We start from the raw sequence: 13,395 nt of genomic DNA, 5'->3' as shown, positions 1-13,395 counted from the left end.
GTCATTCCGGGGCGTGCCACAGGCACGAACCCGGAACCCACGACCGGGTGAGACATCGCGTGTGCGGTTGCCGCTCGCCCAGTCGTGGGTTCCGGGTTCTTCGCTTTGCGAAGCCCCGGAATGACAAGGAAGCGCCCAGCGCGGCTTGTCGCATTGGCGCTGGCGTGGTCAGCACCTACATGAGGGGGGCAGGAACAGCGAAAGCACGATCCGCATGTCCGAACGCGACGCCGAAGCCAACCGATTCTCCGCCCGCGCGGCGCGCTATGCCCGCGTCGGTGCCAATGTCGGCGGGGTCGCGGCCCGGATCGCGGGTGCCAGGCTCTTCGGCGTCGAGGGGCGCGATGCCTCCAATGCCGAGGCGCTGGCCAGGGCGCTGGGCGGGCTGAAGGGCCCGATCATGAAGGTGGCGCAGCTCGTCGCCACCATCCCCGATGTCGTGCCGCCGGAATACGCCGCCGAATTGCAGAAGCTGCAATCGCAGGCGCCGCCGATGGGCGCGGCCTTCGTCAAGCGGCGGATGATGGCCGAGCTCGGCGCCAACTGGCGCGAGCGCTTCGGCGAATTCGACCTGAAGCCGGCGGCGGCGGCCTCTCTCGGACAGGTCCATCGCGCGACGACGCTGGACGGCACCGCGCTCGCCTGCAAGCTGCAATATCCCGATATGGAATCGGCTGTCGAAGCCGATATCGCGCAGCTGGAGGTGCTGTTCTCGCTGCACCGGCGCATGGGCGCGGTGATCGACACCACCGAGATCGCCAAGGAGATCGGCGCCCGCATCCGCGAGGAACTCGACTATCGCCGCGAGGCCAAGCATGCCGCGCTCTATCAGGCGATCCTGTCAGACACATCAGAGGTGCGCGTGCCGGCGCTCGAGCCGGGGCTGTCGACCGGGCGGCTTTTGACGATGCACTGGCTCGACGGCAGCCCGATCCTCTCGCACAAGCAGGACGGGCAGGCGGTGCGCGACCGGATCTCGACCGCGATGTTCAAGGCATGGTGGCGCCCGTTCAGCCATCACGGCGTCATCCATGGCGATCCGCATCTCGGGAACTATACGGTGTTCTCGGAAGGCGGTGAGCCTGAAGGCATCAACCTCCTCGACTATGGCTGCATCCGCATTTTCCCGGAGAGCTTCGTCGGCGGCGTGGTCGATCTCTACAAGGGCCTGCGCGATGGCGAGGAGGCCCGCGTCGTCCACGCCTACGAGACCTGGGGCTTCAAGGGGCTGACCAAGGAGCTCGTCGACACCCTGAACATCTGGGCGCGCTTCATCTACGGGCCGCTGCTGGAGGACCGGGTCAGGCGCATCGCCGAGGGGGTCAGCCCGGCCGAGTACGGCCGCAAGCAGGCTTTCCAGGTGCATCAGGCGCTGAAGGCGCGCGGGCCGGTGACGGTGCCGCGCGAATTCGTCTTCATGGACCGCGCCGCGATCGGGCTCGGCGGCGTCTTCCTGCATCTCGACGCCGAACTCAATTTCCACCGGCTGTTCGAAGCGGAGATCGAGGGATTTTCGGTGGAGGGCGTCGCGCAGCGGCAGGGCGCGGCGCTGATCGCTGTGGGCTTGAAACCTTAACCAGCGCGGATCAGTCGTCCCCGCCGCCGCAATCTCCGCCGCCGTCGTCGCCGAAGCCCCCGCTCCCTCCGTCGCCGCTGCCGGAGCTGCGGCGCCATGCGGCGATCTCCTCATCATCGCGTTTCGTCTGCGCGCGCCTCGGCGAACCAGCGCTTTGCCTTCTCGTGAAGGGCCGGGTCCAGGTTCAGGAGGTGATCCTTCGCCGCTTGCCTGCCCCGCTCGTCCAATGGCGTCTCCTGTCGCTGATCCAAGCATAGGCGGATCCATCGAGCGGCGCTGCAGCGGGCACGAGACGGCGTTAATGGGGCGATGAATCCGCTGGTAAGAGGAAAATTCCTCTATCTAAATCGATTGAAAATCGCTTTTTCCTGCGCTAGAGACAGGTGGTGCTGGCTGCGACGCCATACTCCACGGTTGCCGCAAGCTGCCGCGTTGCCCGTGCGTCGCGGGTGCGCTACAGGCTTAGAGAGACTGTGTCTTTTTCAGGATCGAGACCATGGCCGACCACGCCCATCACGCCGAAACCCCCGCGATGGACTATCCCGAGCATGAGCGGACCTATACCGGTTTCGTGCATTTCGCCGAAGTCGGGACGGTGGCCTGCCTGGCTATCGTCACGGCGCTCGCCGTCGGCGGCACCAAGCATGCCTGGGGCACGGCGCTGATCGGCACGCTGCTCGCCGTTCTCGGCACGGGCGTCGGCATCGCCGCCCCCTCGATCTCCTGGCGCGCGCCCCTCGTCTCCCTCGTGCTGATGCTGCTGGCGCTGCTCCTGCTCTGACCGTCTCCCTATAACGCCGGAAAGGCCTGTCCTCGCCATGCGCATTGCTGTCCCAGCCGAAACGCAGGGGGCGGAAACCCGCGTCGCAGCGACGCCGGAGACCGTCCGCAAGTTCAAGGGCCTCGGGGCCGAGGTCGTGGTCGAGACGGGGGCGGGCAAAGCCTCCGGCATTCTCGATGCGGAGTATGAGGCAGCAGGCGCGGCGATCGCGAAAACGGCGGCGGAGGCGCTCGCCGGCGCGAACATCGTGCTGAAGGTTCGCCGTCCGGGCGAGGCCGAGATCGCCGGTCTGCCGGCTGGCGCGCTCGTCGCCGCGACGATGGACCCCTATGGCAACGAGGCGCAGGTCGCGGCGCTGGCCAAGGCCAATGTCGCTGCCTTCGCGATGGAATTCATGCCACGCATCACCCGCGCGCAGGTGATGGACGTGCTGTCCTCGCAGGCCAACCTCGCCGGCTATCGTGCGGTGATCGATGGTGCCGCCGAGTATGGCCGGGCGCTGCCGATGATGATGACGGCGGCCGGCACCGTGCCGGCGGCGCGCATCTTCATCATGGGCGTCGGCGTCGCCGGCCTGCAGGCGATCGCGACGGCACGCCGCCTCGGCGCGATCGTGACCGCGACCGACGTGCGCCCCGCCACCAAGGAACAGGTCGAATCGCTCGGCGCCAAATTCCTCGCCGTCGAGGACGAGGAGTTCAAGCAGGCGCAGACCGCCGGCGGCTACGCCAAGGAGATGTCCGGGGAGTACCAGGCGAAGCAGGCGGAGCTGACCGCCAGCCACATCGCCAAGCAGGACATCGTCGTCACCACCGCGCTGATTCCGGGCCGTCCGGCCCCGAAGCTGATCTCGGCGGCGATGGTCGAGAGCATGAAGCCTGGTTCCGTGATCGTCGACCTCGCGGTCGAGCGCGGCGGCAATTGCGAGCTGGCCAAGCCCGGCGAAGTCGTGATCACCGATAACGGCGTCAAGATCGTCGGCCATCTCAACGTGCCCGGCCGCCTGCCCGCGACCTCGTCGGCGCTCTATGCCAAGAACCTCTTCGCCTTCGTCGAGACGCTGATCGACAAGGCCGAGAAGAAGCTCGCGGTGAACTGGGACGACGAGCTGGTCAAGGCGACCGCCCTGACGAAGGACGGCGCCGTCATCCATCCGAATTTCGCGCCGAAGGCCTGAGCGTAAGGAATTCCGACCATGGCAACTCCCTCCACCGAACAGGCTCTCGAACAGGCCCGCAACGCGGCGGCGCTTGCCAAACAGGCGGCCGAGCTCGCCGAACGCTATGCCGACCAGGCCGCGGCCGCGGCCAGCATCGCGACCGGCGGCGTCGATCCGACGGTCTTCCGCCTCGCGATCTTCGTGCTCGCCGTCTTCGTCGGCTATTATGTCGTCTGGTCGGTGACGCCGGCGCTGCATACGCCGTTGATGTCGGTCACCAATGCGATCTCTTCCGTCATCGTCGTCGGCGCCTTGCTGGCGGTCGGCGTCGAGACCCTGCCTGCGCTCGGCGACGGGCCGATCTGGGCCAAGGTCTTCGGCTTCCTCGCGCTGATCCTGGCTTCGGTGAACATCTTCGGCGGCTTCCTTGTCACCGAGCGCATGCTCGCGATGTACAAGAAGAAGGGCTGATCGCCGTGGCCGCGAACCTGTCAGCCCTGCTCTACGTCGTCTCCGGCGTCCTCTTCATCATGGCCCTGCGTGGCCTGTCGCACCCGACGACCTCGCGGCAGGGCAACCGCTACGGCATGATCGGCATGGCGATCGCCATCGTCACGACGGTGGTGTTCTTCCCGCCGTCCGGCTTCTCCGGCTGGCTGCTCGTCATGCTCGGCATCGCGATCGGCGGCGGCATCGGCGCCTTCATGGCCAAGCGCGTGCAGATGACGCAGATGCCGCAGCTCGTCGCCTTCTTCCACTCGCTGGTCGGCCTTGCCGCCGTGCTGGTGGCGGCGGCGGCGCTCTATGCGCCCGAGGCCTTCGGCATCGGGCATACCGGCTCGATCAAGGGCGCCAGCCTGTTCGAGATGGCGCTCGGCGTCGCCATCGGCGCGGTCACCTTCACCGGCTCGATCATCGCCTTCCTCAAGCTCGACGGGCGGATGAGCGGCAAGCCGATCATGCTGCCGCAGCGTCATGGCATCAATATCGGGCTCGGCATCGCGCTCGTGGTGCTGCTCGCGGTCTTTATCAAGAGCGAGAGCCACACCGTCTTCTGGATGATCGTCGCGGTCTCGCTGGTGCTCGGCGTGCTGCTGATCATCCCGATCGGCGGCGCCGACATGCCGGTCGTCGTCTCGATGCTGAATTCCTATTCCGGCTGGGCTGCCGCCGGCATCGGCTTCACGCTCGGCAACATGGCGCTGATCATCACCGGCGCGCTGGTCGGCTCGTCTGGCGCGATCCTGTCCTACATCATGTGCAAGGCGATGAACCGGAGCTTCATCTCCGTCATCCTCGGCGGCTTCGGCGGCGACGATGCCGCGGCGGGCGCGGGCGGCGCGGTCGAGGCCCGCCCGGTCAAGCAGGGCTCGTCCGACGACGCCGCCTACATCATGAAGAACGCCGCCAAGGTCATCATCGTGCCGGGCTACGGCATGGCGGTGGCGCAGGCGCAGCACACGCTGCGCGAGATGGCGGATCTGCTCAAGAAGGAAGGCGTCGAGGTCAAATACGCGATCCATCCGGTCGCGGGCCGCATGCCCGGCCATATGAACGTGCTGCTGGCCGAGGCCAACGTGCCCTATGACGAGGTCTTCGAGCTCGAGGATATCAACTCGGAATTCGGCCAGGCCGACGTCGCCTTCGTCATCGGCGCCAACGACGTGACCAACCCGGCCGCCAAGACCGACAAGTCCTCGCCGATCTACGGCATGCCGATCCTCGATGTCGAGAAGGCCAAGACCGTGCTCTTCATCAAGCGCGGCATGGCGGCGGGCTATGCCGGCGTCGAGAACGAGCTGTTCTTTCGCCCCAACACCATGATGCTCTTCGGCGACGCCAAGAAGGTCACCGACGAGATCGTCAAGGCGATGGCGCACTGAGATCGACCCGGGCGGTTCTGCCGCCCGGAACCGGCGCTGGCTTATGGTTTGATCGCCGGTCTCAGGCCGCCAGGATCAGGCAGCCGAAGCGCCAGCCGTTCGACCAGCGGACCTCGGCGCGCACCTCGCCGCGATCGGGCAGCTCGACGCTGACGATCGAGCCGACGAGGACGGTCTCCTCCGCCTCGGCCATGAAGCCCGCATCCGAGATGTTTCCGAGCCTGGCGAAAAGCTCGCGCCCGGCATGGTCGACCACGGTGATGTCGGCCGTGCAGTCCCAGCGTGCCGGGCGGTCGACATGCTTGTACTCCGTTGCTGCCATCATCGGTGCAATCCCCCTTGCCATTGTGCGGCCAAGATTGGCGCAAGAGCTTTCCGCCGGCTTAAAGCCGGCACGAGAGTTGTCCGGACATGACGTTTCACGTCCGGAAAGGTGTTCGACTGGCGCTTCAGGTGATCTCGGGACGAAACGGCACGGGCATGTATCGGATCTTCAAGCTTCTGGCCCTGGGCTGCCTCCTGGCCTATCTCGGCGTGCTGGCGACGCTCTATGCCAGGCAGCGCGAGATGATGTATCCGCGCGATCCGGCACGGGCCAAGATCGCCTCGGCCGGGTTGGCCGCCGCCGAGGAGGTGAGCGTCGCCACGGCCGATGGCGAAAGGCTCGTCGCCTGGGTGGTGCCGCCGCGCGCCGGCAAGCCTGTCGTTCTCTACTTTCACGGCAATGCCGGCAATCTCGGGCGCACCGGGCGGATCGAGCGCTTCCGGGGGCTCACCGAGGATGGCACGGGGCTCTTCGCCGTCAGCTATCGCGGCTATGGCGGCTCCACCGGCATGCCGAGCGAGGAGGGGCTGCTGCAGGATGCAAGGGCGGCCTATGGCGCCGCCGCGGCGCGTTTCGGTGCGGGACAGCTGATCGGATATGGGGAGTCACTGGGCACCGGCGTGGTGCTGAAGCTGGCTGCGGAGGTGCCGCTCCAGGCGGTGGTTCTGGAGGCGCCCTATCGTTCGACCCTGGCGGTGGCGCAGGGGCTCTATCCCTACCTCCCGCTCGGCCTGGTGATGAAGGACCAGTTCCGTTCCGACGCGGTCATCGCCCGGGTCCGGGCGCCGCTGCTCTTCCTGCATGGCGAACGCGACCAGGTCATCCCCTTCGCGCAGGGGCTGCAGCTCTATGAGCTCGCGAATGCGCCGAAACGCTTCCTGCGCTTTCCGGCGGGGCGGCATTCGGACCTGCCGCGCTACGGATCGATCGGCGAGATCAGGCGCTTCCTGGCGGATGTCGTCGCGGGCGCCATCGCGGGAGCGGAGAGTCGGACGATCGGGGAGGGCGCGCGTTCCTGACGGCGCCCTCTGTTCGGGTCAGCTCCGGAAGAAGCCGCCGCCACCGCCACCCAGGCGTGACGATCCCGCACGGGCCTGGGCATTGTTGCCGTCGATGGCGAGCGCGCGCTGATAGGCTTCGGAGGCCTCGGCCTTCTTGCCGAGCTTCTCGAAGGCGAAGCCGCGGCCGGCCCAGGCATCGGCATTGCGATTGTCGACATTGAGCGCGGCGGTGAAGTCTTCCTGCGCGGCGTCGTACTTGCCGAGGACGTTCAGGCTCTGCCCGCGCGCGATATAGGGCGGGGCCGTGTAGGGGTTGCGATCGATCACCGAGTCGAAATCGGTGACGGCATGCTGATGCTGGCCTTCCTTCTGGTAGACGAGGCCGCGGGCATGGAAGGCTTCCGCCGATTCCGGGTTGAGGCGGATGGCGGTGTTGAGATCGGCCAGCGCCTGCTGGCTGTTGCCCTGCTGGCGCAGCAGGTTGGCGCGCGCGATATAGGCCGGTGCATAGTTCGGATTGGCGGTGGTGGCGCGGTTGAAATCGGCCAGGGCCGAATCGGCACGGCCGCTCTGTCGCAGCGCGAGGCCGCGATTCGTGTAGGCCGAGGCGAGGTTCGGATCGAGCTGCACCGCCTTGGTGAAATCCCCGATCGCATCCGAGAAGCGGCCGACGCGGGCATAGGCCGCGCCGCGGGTGTTGTAGGCGCCGGGATCGTTCGGGTTGCGCGAGATGACGTCGCTCAGCGAGCCGATATTGACGCTGGCATCGGCGGTGTCGCGCGTGTCGAGCTCGGCGACGGCGGGCTGGGAGCCGAGATTGGAGACGGTGTCGCACCCCGCGAGCGCCAGCGCGATGCCGGCTGCGGCCAACCAGTTACTGCCTCGGATCATGCTCTGCCTCATCGGTTCCGTGCCTCGCCTGCCGCGATGCCCCCCGATTTCGGGAGATGGCCGGTCTTTCGGCTGTCGCGGCGTGATCGCGCTCCCCAACCGCAGCGCCCTATCGGAGAAAACGCCCGAAACCCGCCAAAACTTGGTTAACGTCGCTGAAAACACAACGCGCCCGGAGCGGGCTCCGGGCGCGAATCGCTATCGGGCCTGTCGTGGCGGCCCTTGCGGACCGCCAGGAGGATATCAGGGGCGCTTGGGCTTCACCGGCGCGGGCAGGAGGCCCTCGCGCTGGAGCTTCTTGCGCTGGAGCTTGCGGGCGCGGCGGACGGCCTCGGCCGATTCGCGAGCGCGCTTCTCGGAAGGCTTCTCGTAATGACCACGAAGCTTCATCTCACGGAAGATGCCCTCGCGCTGCATCTTCTTCTTGAGGGCGCGGAGCGCCTGATCGACATTGTTGTCGCGAACGAGAACCTGCACGTGAAACGTCCGTCCTTAGCGGGTTGATCCAGAAATTTGGGCCGGCGATAAGGCAGAGCCCACCGCGCGAAGATGCGTGCCGATAGCAGAATTCATTTCGGCTGTCCACGCCGCGATCCCTTGAAAATGCGGGGCCGCATGCAGTTCGGGCATGGGGGCCGGCCGGATGGTCAAGCGCGCTCGTCCGTGACGCGCGTGACATGGCCCATCTTGCGGCCCGGGCGGGCGTCGCGCTTGCCGTAGAGATGCAGATGCGCGCCGGGCTCGGCCAGCAATTCGCGCCAGCGCAGCGCGCTCGCGCCGATCAGATTCTCCATCTCGACGCGGCCACGCCGGGCGGTCGAGCCGAGCGGGAAGCCGCAGACGGCGCGGACATGCTGGTGGAACTGCGAGGTCTGCGCGCCTTCGCTGGTCCAGTGCCCGGAATTATGGACGCGCGGGGCGATCTCGTTGACGACGACGCGCTCGGCGAGGTCGCCCTCGGCCTCGAGCACGAACAGTTCCACGGTGAAGACGCCGACATAGCCGAGTGCCTCGCCGATGCGGCGGGCGGCATCGATTGCCTGCCGCGAAGCGCCTTCGGAAAGATTCGCCGGGATGCGGGTAAAGGCGAGGATGTGGTCGCGGTGCTCGTTCTCGCAGACGTCGAAGGCGGCGAAGGAGCCGTCGAGCCCGCGCGCCGCGACGACCGAGACCTCGCGTACGAAGGAGACGAAGCCTTCGAGGATCGCGGGGAAGCGGCCGATCGCTGCATGGGCCTCGGCGAGGTCGCTGCCCGGCGCAATCTTGACCTGGCCTTTGCCGTCATAGCCGAAGCGGCGGGTCTTCAGCACCGAGGGACGTCCGAGCTCGGCGGCGGCGGCCTCGAGATCGGCCAGCGTGTCGACGGCGCGGAACGGCGCGACCGCAAGGCCGAGCTCGGAGACGAAGCGCTTCTCGCTGAGCCGGTCCTGCGTCACCGCAAGCGCCCGCGCGCCCGGATGCAGCGGCACCCGCGCGCCAAGGAAGGCGGCGGTCGCGGCCGGGACGTTCTCGAACTCGTAGGTGACGACGTCGACGGCATCGGCGAAGCGGGCGAGCGCCTCCTCATCCTCGTATTCCGCGACGGTGTGGCGCGCCGCGACGTCGAAGGCCGGGCTATCGGCCTCGGGCGCGAAGATATGGCAGCGGATGCCGAGATCGGCGGCGGCCAGCGCCATCATCCGGGCGAGCTGGCCGCCGCCGAGGATGCCGAGCATGGCGCCGGGCGCGAGGCCGGTCGGAACGGGAGGGTTCATGCGTCGTCCCGGTTGGGGCGCTCGGCGATGCCGGCGCTCTGGCGGGCGCGATAGGCGTCGAGCCGTTCGGCGAGCCCGGCATCGGAGAGGGCGAGGACGGCGGCGGCGAGGAGGGCGGCGTTGACGGCGCCGGCCCGGCCGATGGCGAGCGTGCCCACCGGGATGCCGGCCGGCATCTGCACGATCGAGAGCAGGCTGTCCTGTCCGGAGAGGGCTTTCGATTCGACGGGGACGCCGAAGACCGGGAGCGGCGTCAGCGAGGCCGTCATGCCCGGCAGATGCGCCGCGCCGCCGGCCCCTGCGATGACCACCTTGAAGCCCTCGGCCTTGGCGCCCTTGGCGAAGTCGAAGAGCCGCTCCGGCGTGCGGTGGGCCGAAACGATGCGGGCATCATAGGGGATGGCGAGCGTGTCGAGCGCCTCGGCCGCATGACGCATCGTCGCCCAGTCGGACTGGCTGCCCATGATGATGGCGACGGGGGGGCTGCTGGCTGCCATGGAATGCGCTCGGGCTCGGCTCCGGAAGCGCGCGATCTAGACCGGCCGGTGCTGGAGAAGCAAGGGCGAATCGGCTTCAGGCCGCCGGAAAACGCCGCGTCAGGCGATGATATCGGGCGTCAGCGCGTCCTCGATCTGGGAGATGCGGTCCTTGAGGTAGAGCTTGCGCTTCTTCAGGCGCTGGACCTGGACCTGATTGATCGAGCCGACGCGCTCCAGCGCGTCGATGGCGCTGTCGAGATCGCGGTGCTCCTCGCGCAGCCGCGCGAGTTCGGAGGTGAAGGTCTCGACCTCTTCGGGGCTGAGCTCGAATCCCATGGGCATCTCATCATCGCCTTGATCGGGGGCGACTATGCGCGTGCCGCCCGGCGTCCTGCAAGTCCAGGCGAGGCGGCGCAGGCATAGGGAAGCCATCTATTCACGGCTTTCCGGAAACGGACCGGTCACGATCACAGAATCTCATGAATGCCGTGTGACGGCACGGGGAAGACGTGAAGCCGGCTCTATGCCAGATTGAGTCGTCAACCGCTCATCAGGAGGATCCAGATGTCGTTGCAGACCCGTCTTGCGGAACTTGAGCGCAAGCATCGCCAGCTCGAGGACGCCATCGCCCAGGCAGTGGCGAGTCCGTCTTCGAGTGACCTCGGCCTTGCCGAGCTGAAGCGGAAAAAGTTGCAACTGAAGGATGAGATCGAACGCGTACGGATGACCATGCCGGAGCGAACCTTGCACTGAGCCCGGCAGGCCAAAGCGGCCTGCAGACCAGAATGAAGGTTACGGATGAACCGGCCCGAAAGGGCCGGTTTTTCGTTGGCGGGCCTGGGGAAACGCTCGGTCAACGGAATGACACAAATCAGGGGGAACTTCTGTCGCGATGGCCGGTTGAGGCCGGGCGCGCATCGCGCGGGGGAGATCGTCATGGGCATCGTCTGGACCATCATCATCGGTTTCATCGCCGGCGTCGTCGCCAAGTTCATCATGCCGGGCTCCAACGAGCCCTCCGGCTTCATCCTGACGACCATTCTCGGGATCATCGGCGCTTTCGTCGCGACTTATCTCGGCCAGTCGCTCGGCTGGTACGCGCCGGGTCAGGGCGCCGGGCTGATCGGCGCGGTTGTCGGCGCCATCGTCGTGCTCGTCGTCTGGGGCGCGATCGCCGGCCGAAACCGCGCGGTCTGACCCTGAGCTTTCCGCACCGGCCCGAACTCATCCCGCTTCTCGGGCCGGTCCTTTCTCCCAGATGGAGTGATTGCCGTGAGTGACGACAACAGCAGCGGTTTCCCATCCCTTACCGCCCTTCTCGGGCTTCTCGCCGTCGCCGGCTACCAGAACCGCGACAAGATCTCGGAATGGCTGGGCGGGCGAGGCCAACCTGAACCGGGGCAGGCGCCTGTGACGCAGCCGGGCCAGGCAGGTGCCGCACCGCAGGGCGATGGCGGGCTGCTCGGTGGCCTTGGTGGGTTGCTCGGCGCCGGCGGCGTCGGCGGCATGCTGAATGGCGGCCTCGGCGAGCTCGCCGATCGCTTCAGGCAGTCGGGCCATGGCGAAAAGGTCGATTCGTGGGTTCAACAGGGCCCGAACCAGAACGTCGCGCCCAACGACCTCGAGCAGGCACTCGGCCCGCAGGTCATCGATGCGATCGCAAGCCGGACGGGCCTGTCGCGGGATGAGCTGCTCGACAGGCTGTCGCAGGTGCTGCCGGAGGCCGTCGACCGCTTCACGCCGAACGGGCGGCTCGATCGCGCCGGGGCTTGAGGGCACTCCCGTCATTCTCGGGCGAAGCGCAGCTTCGACCCGAGAATCTCAGGACCAGAAGACACTGGTTTCCGAGATGCTCGGGTCAAGCCCGAGCATGACGCGCGGGTTCAGAGCGCCCGCGCCATCTCGCGCAGACGAAACTTCTGGATCTTGCCGGTCGAGGTCTTCGGCACCTCGGCGAAGACGATCGTGCGCGGGCACTTGAACGACGCGAGCTGCTCGCGGCACCAGGCGATGATCTCGGCCTCGGTCGCGGTCTTGCCGGGCTTCAATTCGATGAAGGCGCAGGGCGTCTCGCCCCATTTCTCGTCGGGGCGGGCGACCACGGCGGCAGCCTGCACGGCCGGATGCTTGTAGAGGGCATCCTCGACCTCGATGGACGAGATGTTCTCGCCGCCGGAGATGATGATGTCCTTCGAGCGGTCCTTGAGCTGGATATAGCCGTCGGGATAGCGCACGCCGAGATCGCCGGTGTGGAACCAGCCCCCCGCGAAGGCGGCCTCGGTCGATTTCCGGTTGCCGAGATAGCCCTTCATCACGACATTGCCGCGCATCATCACCTCGCCGAGCGTCTGGCCGTCGCGCGGGACGGGCTGCATCGTCTCGGGATCGAGCACGTCGAGCCCTTCGAGCGCCGGGTAGCGCACGCCCTGGCGGGCTTTCTTCGCGGCCTGCTCGGCCGGCGAGAGGGCGTTCCAATCGTCGTTCCAGTCGTTGACGACGGAGGGGCCGTAGCACTCGGTCAGCCCGTAGAGATGCGTCACCTCGAAGCCGGCCTGCTTCATGCCGGCGAGCACGGCCTCCGGCGGTGGGGCTGCGGCGGTGAAGAAGGAGACCGTCTGCGGGAAGTCGCGGCGCTCCTCAGGCGTGGCGTTGAGCAGCGCCGACATCACGATCGGCGCGCCGCAGAGATGGGTGACGCCATGGTCGGCGAGCGCGTCGTACATCGCCTTGGCGCGGACCTGGCGCAGGCAGACATGGGTGCCGGCGACGATCGAGATCGTCCAGGGGAAGCACCAGCCGTTGCAGTGGAACATCGGCAGCGTCCAGAGATAGACCGGGTGCCGGCCCATATTGCCGGTGATGACGTTCGAGGTCGCCAGCAGGTTGGCGCCGCGATGGTGATAGACCACGCCCTTGGGGTCTCCGGTGGTGCCGGAGGTGTAGTTGAGCGCGATCGCGTCCCACTCGTCTCCAGGCATCAGCCAGTCGAAATCCGGATCGCCCGAGGCGATGAAATCCTCGTACGCGATCTGGCCCAGCCGCTCGCCGGGGCCGTCATAGACGGGGTCGTCATAGTCGATGACGATCGGCTTCGCCTTGCAGAGCGTCAGCGCCTCCTTGATCGTCTTAGAGAACTCGCGATCGGTGATCAGAACCTTCGCGCCGCCATGGTCGAGCGAGAAGGCGATGATCGCCGCGTCGAGCCGTGTGTTCAGCGTGTTCAGGACGGCGCCCGCCATCGGCACCCCGTAATGGCATTCGAGCATGGCCGGCGTGTTCGGCAGCATCGCAGCGACCGTGTCGTTCTTACCGACGCCGTGCTTCGCCAGCGCCGAGGCGAGGCGGCGCGAGCGGGCATAGAACTCGGCATAGGAGCGGCGCAGAGGCCCGTGGATGATCGCGGTGCGGTTCGGGAAAACCGAAGCCGCACGCTCGAGGAAGGCGAGCGGCGTCAGCGGCTGATAATTCGCCGGGTTGCGGTCGAGATCGATGTCATAAGCCGAACGGGTCATCGGGAGCCTTCCTCGCAAGCGCCGGAAGCCTTAG

At 67.2% G+C, this 13,395-nt stretch carries 16 protein-coding genes; 9 read left to right on the top strand and 7 right to left on the bottom strand.

The genetic code is table 11. From position 1 onward, the window contains the following. Positions 1–214 precede the first annotated feature (214 nt). The 5 genes from ACFJGT_RS18370 to ACFJGT_RS18350 all read left to right on the top strand — a co-directional run bounded on the left by ACFJGT_RS18370 (position 215) and on the right by ACFJGT_RS18350 (position 5,399). The gene (locus ACFJGT_RS18370; RefSeq protein ID WP_377840639.1) at positions 215–1,576 is read left to right on the top strand and encodes an ABC1 kinase family protein; all 1,362 of its coding nucleotides are present in this window, start codon (positions 215–217) and stop codon (positions 1,574–1,576) included. A 496-nt stretch (positions 1,577–2,072) separates the two neighbouring features. Next, the gene (locus ACFJGT_RS18365) at positions 2,073–2,357 is read left to right on the top strand and encodes an aa3-type cytochrome c oxidase subunit IV (RefSeq protein WP_377840637.1); all 285 of its coding nucleotides are present in this window, start codon (positions 2,073–2,075) and stop codon (positions 2,355–2,357) included. Between the two features lie 37 nt (positions 2,358–2,394). Next, on the top strand, positions 2,395–3,534 hold the full coding sequence (locus tag ACFJGT_RS18360; RefSeq protein ID WP_377840634.1) for a Re/Si-specific NAD(P)(+) transhydrogenase subunit alpha: 1,140 nt from the start codon (positions 2,395–2,397) through the stop codon (positions 3,532–3,534). 18 nt (positions 3,535–3,552) lie between these two features. After that, entirely contained in the window at positions 3,553–3,987 is a 435-nt protein-coding gene (locus ACFJGT_RS18355; RefSeq protein ID WP_377840631.1) for an NAD(P) transhydrogenase subunit alpha, read from the top strand. A gap of 5 nt (positions 3,988–3,992) precedes the next feature. Continuing rightward, on the top strand, positions 3,993–5,399 hold the full coding sequence (locus ACFJGT_RS18350; RefSeq protein ID WP_377840629.1) for an NAD(P)(+) transhydrogenase (Re/Si-specific) subunit beta: 1,407 nt from the start codon (positions 3,993–3,995) through the stop codon (positions 5,397–5,399). Positions 5,400–5,460: 61 nt separating this feature from the next. Here the strand turns inward: ACFJGT_RS18350 and ACFJGT_RS18345 are convergent, their stop codons facing one another. Beyond that, on the bottom strand, positions 5,461–5,724 hold the full coding sequence (locus ACFJGT_RS18345; protein ID WP_377840626.1) for a PilZ domain-containing protein: 264 nt from the start codon (positions 5,722–5,724) through the stop codon (positions 5,461–5,463). Positions 5,725–5,810: 86 nt separating this feature from the next. Between ACFJGT_RS18345 and ACFJGT_RS18340 the strand changes: the two genes are divergently transcribed. Then, positions 5,811–6,743, top strand: coding sequence for an alpha/beta hydrolase (locus tag ACFJGT_RS18340; RefSeq protein ID WP_377840621.1), 933 nt, complete (start codon positions 5,811–5,813; stop codon positions 6,741–6,743). An 18-nt stretch (positions 6,744–6,761) separates the two neighbouring features. Here ACFJGT_RS18340 and ACFJGT_RS18335 read toward each other — a convergent pair whose 3' ends face one another. From ACFJGT_RS18335 to ACFJGT_RS18315, 5 genes are all read right to left on the bottom strand, one after another. Further along, positions 6,762–7,616, bottom strand: coding sequence for a tetratricopeptide repeat protein (locus ACFJGT_RS18335; RefSeq protein ID WP_377840612.1), 855 nt, complete (start codon positions 7,614–7,616; stop codon positions 6,762–6,764). A 243-nt stretch (positions 7,617–7,859) separates the two neighbouring features. Then, positions 7,860–8,093, bottom strand: a complete 234-nt coding sequence (gene rpsU / locus ACFJGT_RS18330; protein ID WP_047579559.1) for a 30S ribosomal protein S21 — start codon at positions 8,091–8,093, stop codon at positions 7,860–7,862. A 170-nt stretch (positions 8,094–8,263) separates the two neighbouring features. Then, positions 8,264–9,370: a 5-(carboxyamino)imidazole ribonucleotide synthase gene (locus tag ACFJGT_RS18325; protein ID WP_377840608.1), complete on the bottom strand. Its 1,107-nt coding sequence runs from the start codon at positions 9,368–9,370 to the stop codon at positions 8,264–8,266. Further along, positions 9,367–9,867 carry a 5-(carboxyamino)imidazole ribonucleotide mutase gene (gene purE, locus ACFJGT_RS18320; protein WP_377840606.1) on the bottom strand — a complete coding sequence of 167 codons (501 nt, stop codon included), beginning with the start codon at positions 9,865–9,867 and terminating at the stop codon, positions 9,367–9,369. Before purE ends, ACFJGT_RS18325 begins: the two co-directional genes overlap by 4 nt. A gap of 99 nt (positions 9,868–9,966) precedes the next feature. Next, complete coding sequence (locus tag ACFJGT_RS18315) at positions 9,967–10,185, bottom strand: YdcH family protein (RefSeq protein ID WP_047580734.1); 219 nt, start codon at positions 10,183–10,185, stop codon at positions 9,967–9,969. Positions 10,186–10,413: 228 nt separating this feature from the next. On the opposite strand from ACFJGT_RS18315, the gene ACFJGT_RS18310 reads away from it, so the two are divergent. The 3 genes from ACFJGT_RS18310 to ACFJGT_RS18300 all read left to right on the top strand — a co-directional run bounded on the left by ACFJGT_RS18310 (position 10,414) and on the right by ACFJGT_RS18300 (position 11,622). Continuing rightward, on the top strand, positions 10,414–10,602 hold the full coding sequence (locus tag ACFJGT_RS18310; protein ID WP_377840603.1) for a YdcH family protein: 189 nt from the start codon (positions 10,414–10,416) through the stop codon (positions 10,600–10,602). 183 nt (positions 10,603–10,785) lie between these two features. After that, positions 10,786–11,046, top strand: a complete 261-nt coding sequence (locus ACFJGT_RS18305; RefSeq protein ID WP_377840601.1) for a GlsB/YeaQ/YmgE family stress response membrane protein — start codon at positions 10,786–10,788, stop codon at positions 11,044–11,046. Positions 11,047–11,121: 75 nt separating this feature from the next. Next, positions 11,122–11,622: a YidB family protein gene (locus ACFJGT_RS18300; RefSeq protein ID WP_377840599.1), complete on the top strand. Its 501-nt coding sequence runs from the start codon at positions 11,122–11,124 to the stop codon at positions 11,620–11,622. A gap of 110 nt (positions 11,623–11,732) precedes the next feature. Here the strand turns inward: ACFJGT_RS18300 and ACFJGT_RS18295 are convergent, their stop codons facing one another. Continuing rightward, entirely contained in the window at positions 11,733–13,361 is a 1,629-nt protein-coding gene (locus tag ACFJGT_RS18295; protein WP_377840595.1) for an acyl-CoA synthetase, read from the bottom strand. Between the last annotated feature and the right edge of the window lie 34 nt (positions 13,362–13,395).

Origin of the sequence: Allobosea sp. UC22_33 (assembly GCF_042700715.1) — a bacterium.
GTDB lineage: Bacteria > Pseudomonadota > Alphaproteobacteria > Rhizobiales > Beijerinckiaceae > Allobosea.
The sequence above is the reverse complement of the archived record's forward strand: the minus strand, read 5'-3'. Positions and strand labels throughout refer to the sequence as shown.

What these genes read in the sequence shown, in the direction of transcription:
- ACFJGT_RS18370 (WP_377840639.1), top strand. Translation starts at nt 215, where the DNA reads ATGTCCGAACGCGACGCCGAAGCCAACCGATTCTCCGCCCGCGCGGCG.
- ACFJGT_RS18365 (WP_377840637.1), top strand. Translation starts at nt 2,073, where the DNA reads ATGGCCGACCACGCCCATCACGCCGAAACCCCCGCGATGGACTATCCC.
- ACFJGT_RS18360 (WP_377840634.1), top strand. Translation starts at nt 2,395, where the DNA reads ATGCGCATTGCTGTCCCAGCCGAAACGCAGGGGGCGGAAACCCGCGTC.
- ACFJGT_RS18355 (WP_377840631.1), top strand. Translation starts at nt 3,553, where the DNA reads ATGGCAACTCCCTCCACCGAACAGGCTCTCGAACAGGCCCGCAACGCG.
- ACFJGT_RS18345 (WP_377840626.1), bottom strand. Translation starts at nt 5,724, where the DNA reads ATGATGGCAGCAACGGAGTACAAGCATGTCGACCGCCCGGCACGCTGG.
- ACFJGT_RS18340 (WP_377840621.1), top strand. Translation starts at nt 5,811, where the DNA reads ATGACGTTTCACGTCCGGAAAGGTGTTCGACTGGCGCTTCAGGTGATC.
- ACFJGT_RS18335 (WP_377840612.1), bottom strand. Translation starts at nt 7,616, where the DNA reads ATGATCCGAGGCAGTAACTGGTTGGCCGCAGCCGGCATCGCGCTGGCG.
- ACFJGT_RS18325 (WP_377840608.1), bottom strand. Translation starts at nt 9,370, where the DNA reads ATGAACCCTCCCGTTCCGACCGGCCTCGCGCCCGGCGCCATGCTCGGC.
- purE (WP_377840606.1), bottom strand. Translation starts at nt 9,867, where the DNA reads ATGGCAGCCAGCAGCCCCCCCGTCGCCATCATCATGGGCAGCCAGTCC.
- ACFJGT_RS18315 (WP_047580734.1), bottom strand. Translation starts at nt 10,185, where the DNA reads ATGGGATTCGAGCTCAGCCCCGAAGAGGTCGAGACCTTCACCTCCGAA.
- ACFJGT_RS18310 (WP_377840603.1), top strand. Translation starts at nt 10,414, where the DNA reads ATGTCGTTGCAGACCCGTCTTGCGGAACTTGAGCGCAAGCATCGCCAG.
- ACFJGT_RS18305 (WP_377840601.1), top strand. Translation starts at nt 10,786, where the DNA reads ATGGGCATCGTCTGGACCATCATCATCGGTTTCATCGCCGGCGTCGTC.
- ACFJGT_RS18295 (WP_377840595.1), bottom strand. Translation starts at nt 13,361, where the DNA reads ATGACCCGTTCGGCTTATGACATCGATCTCGACCGCAACCCGGCGAAT.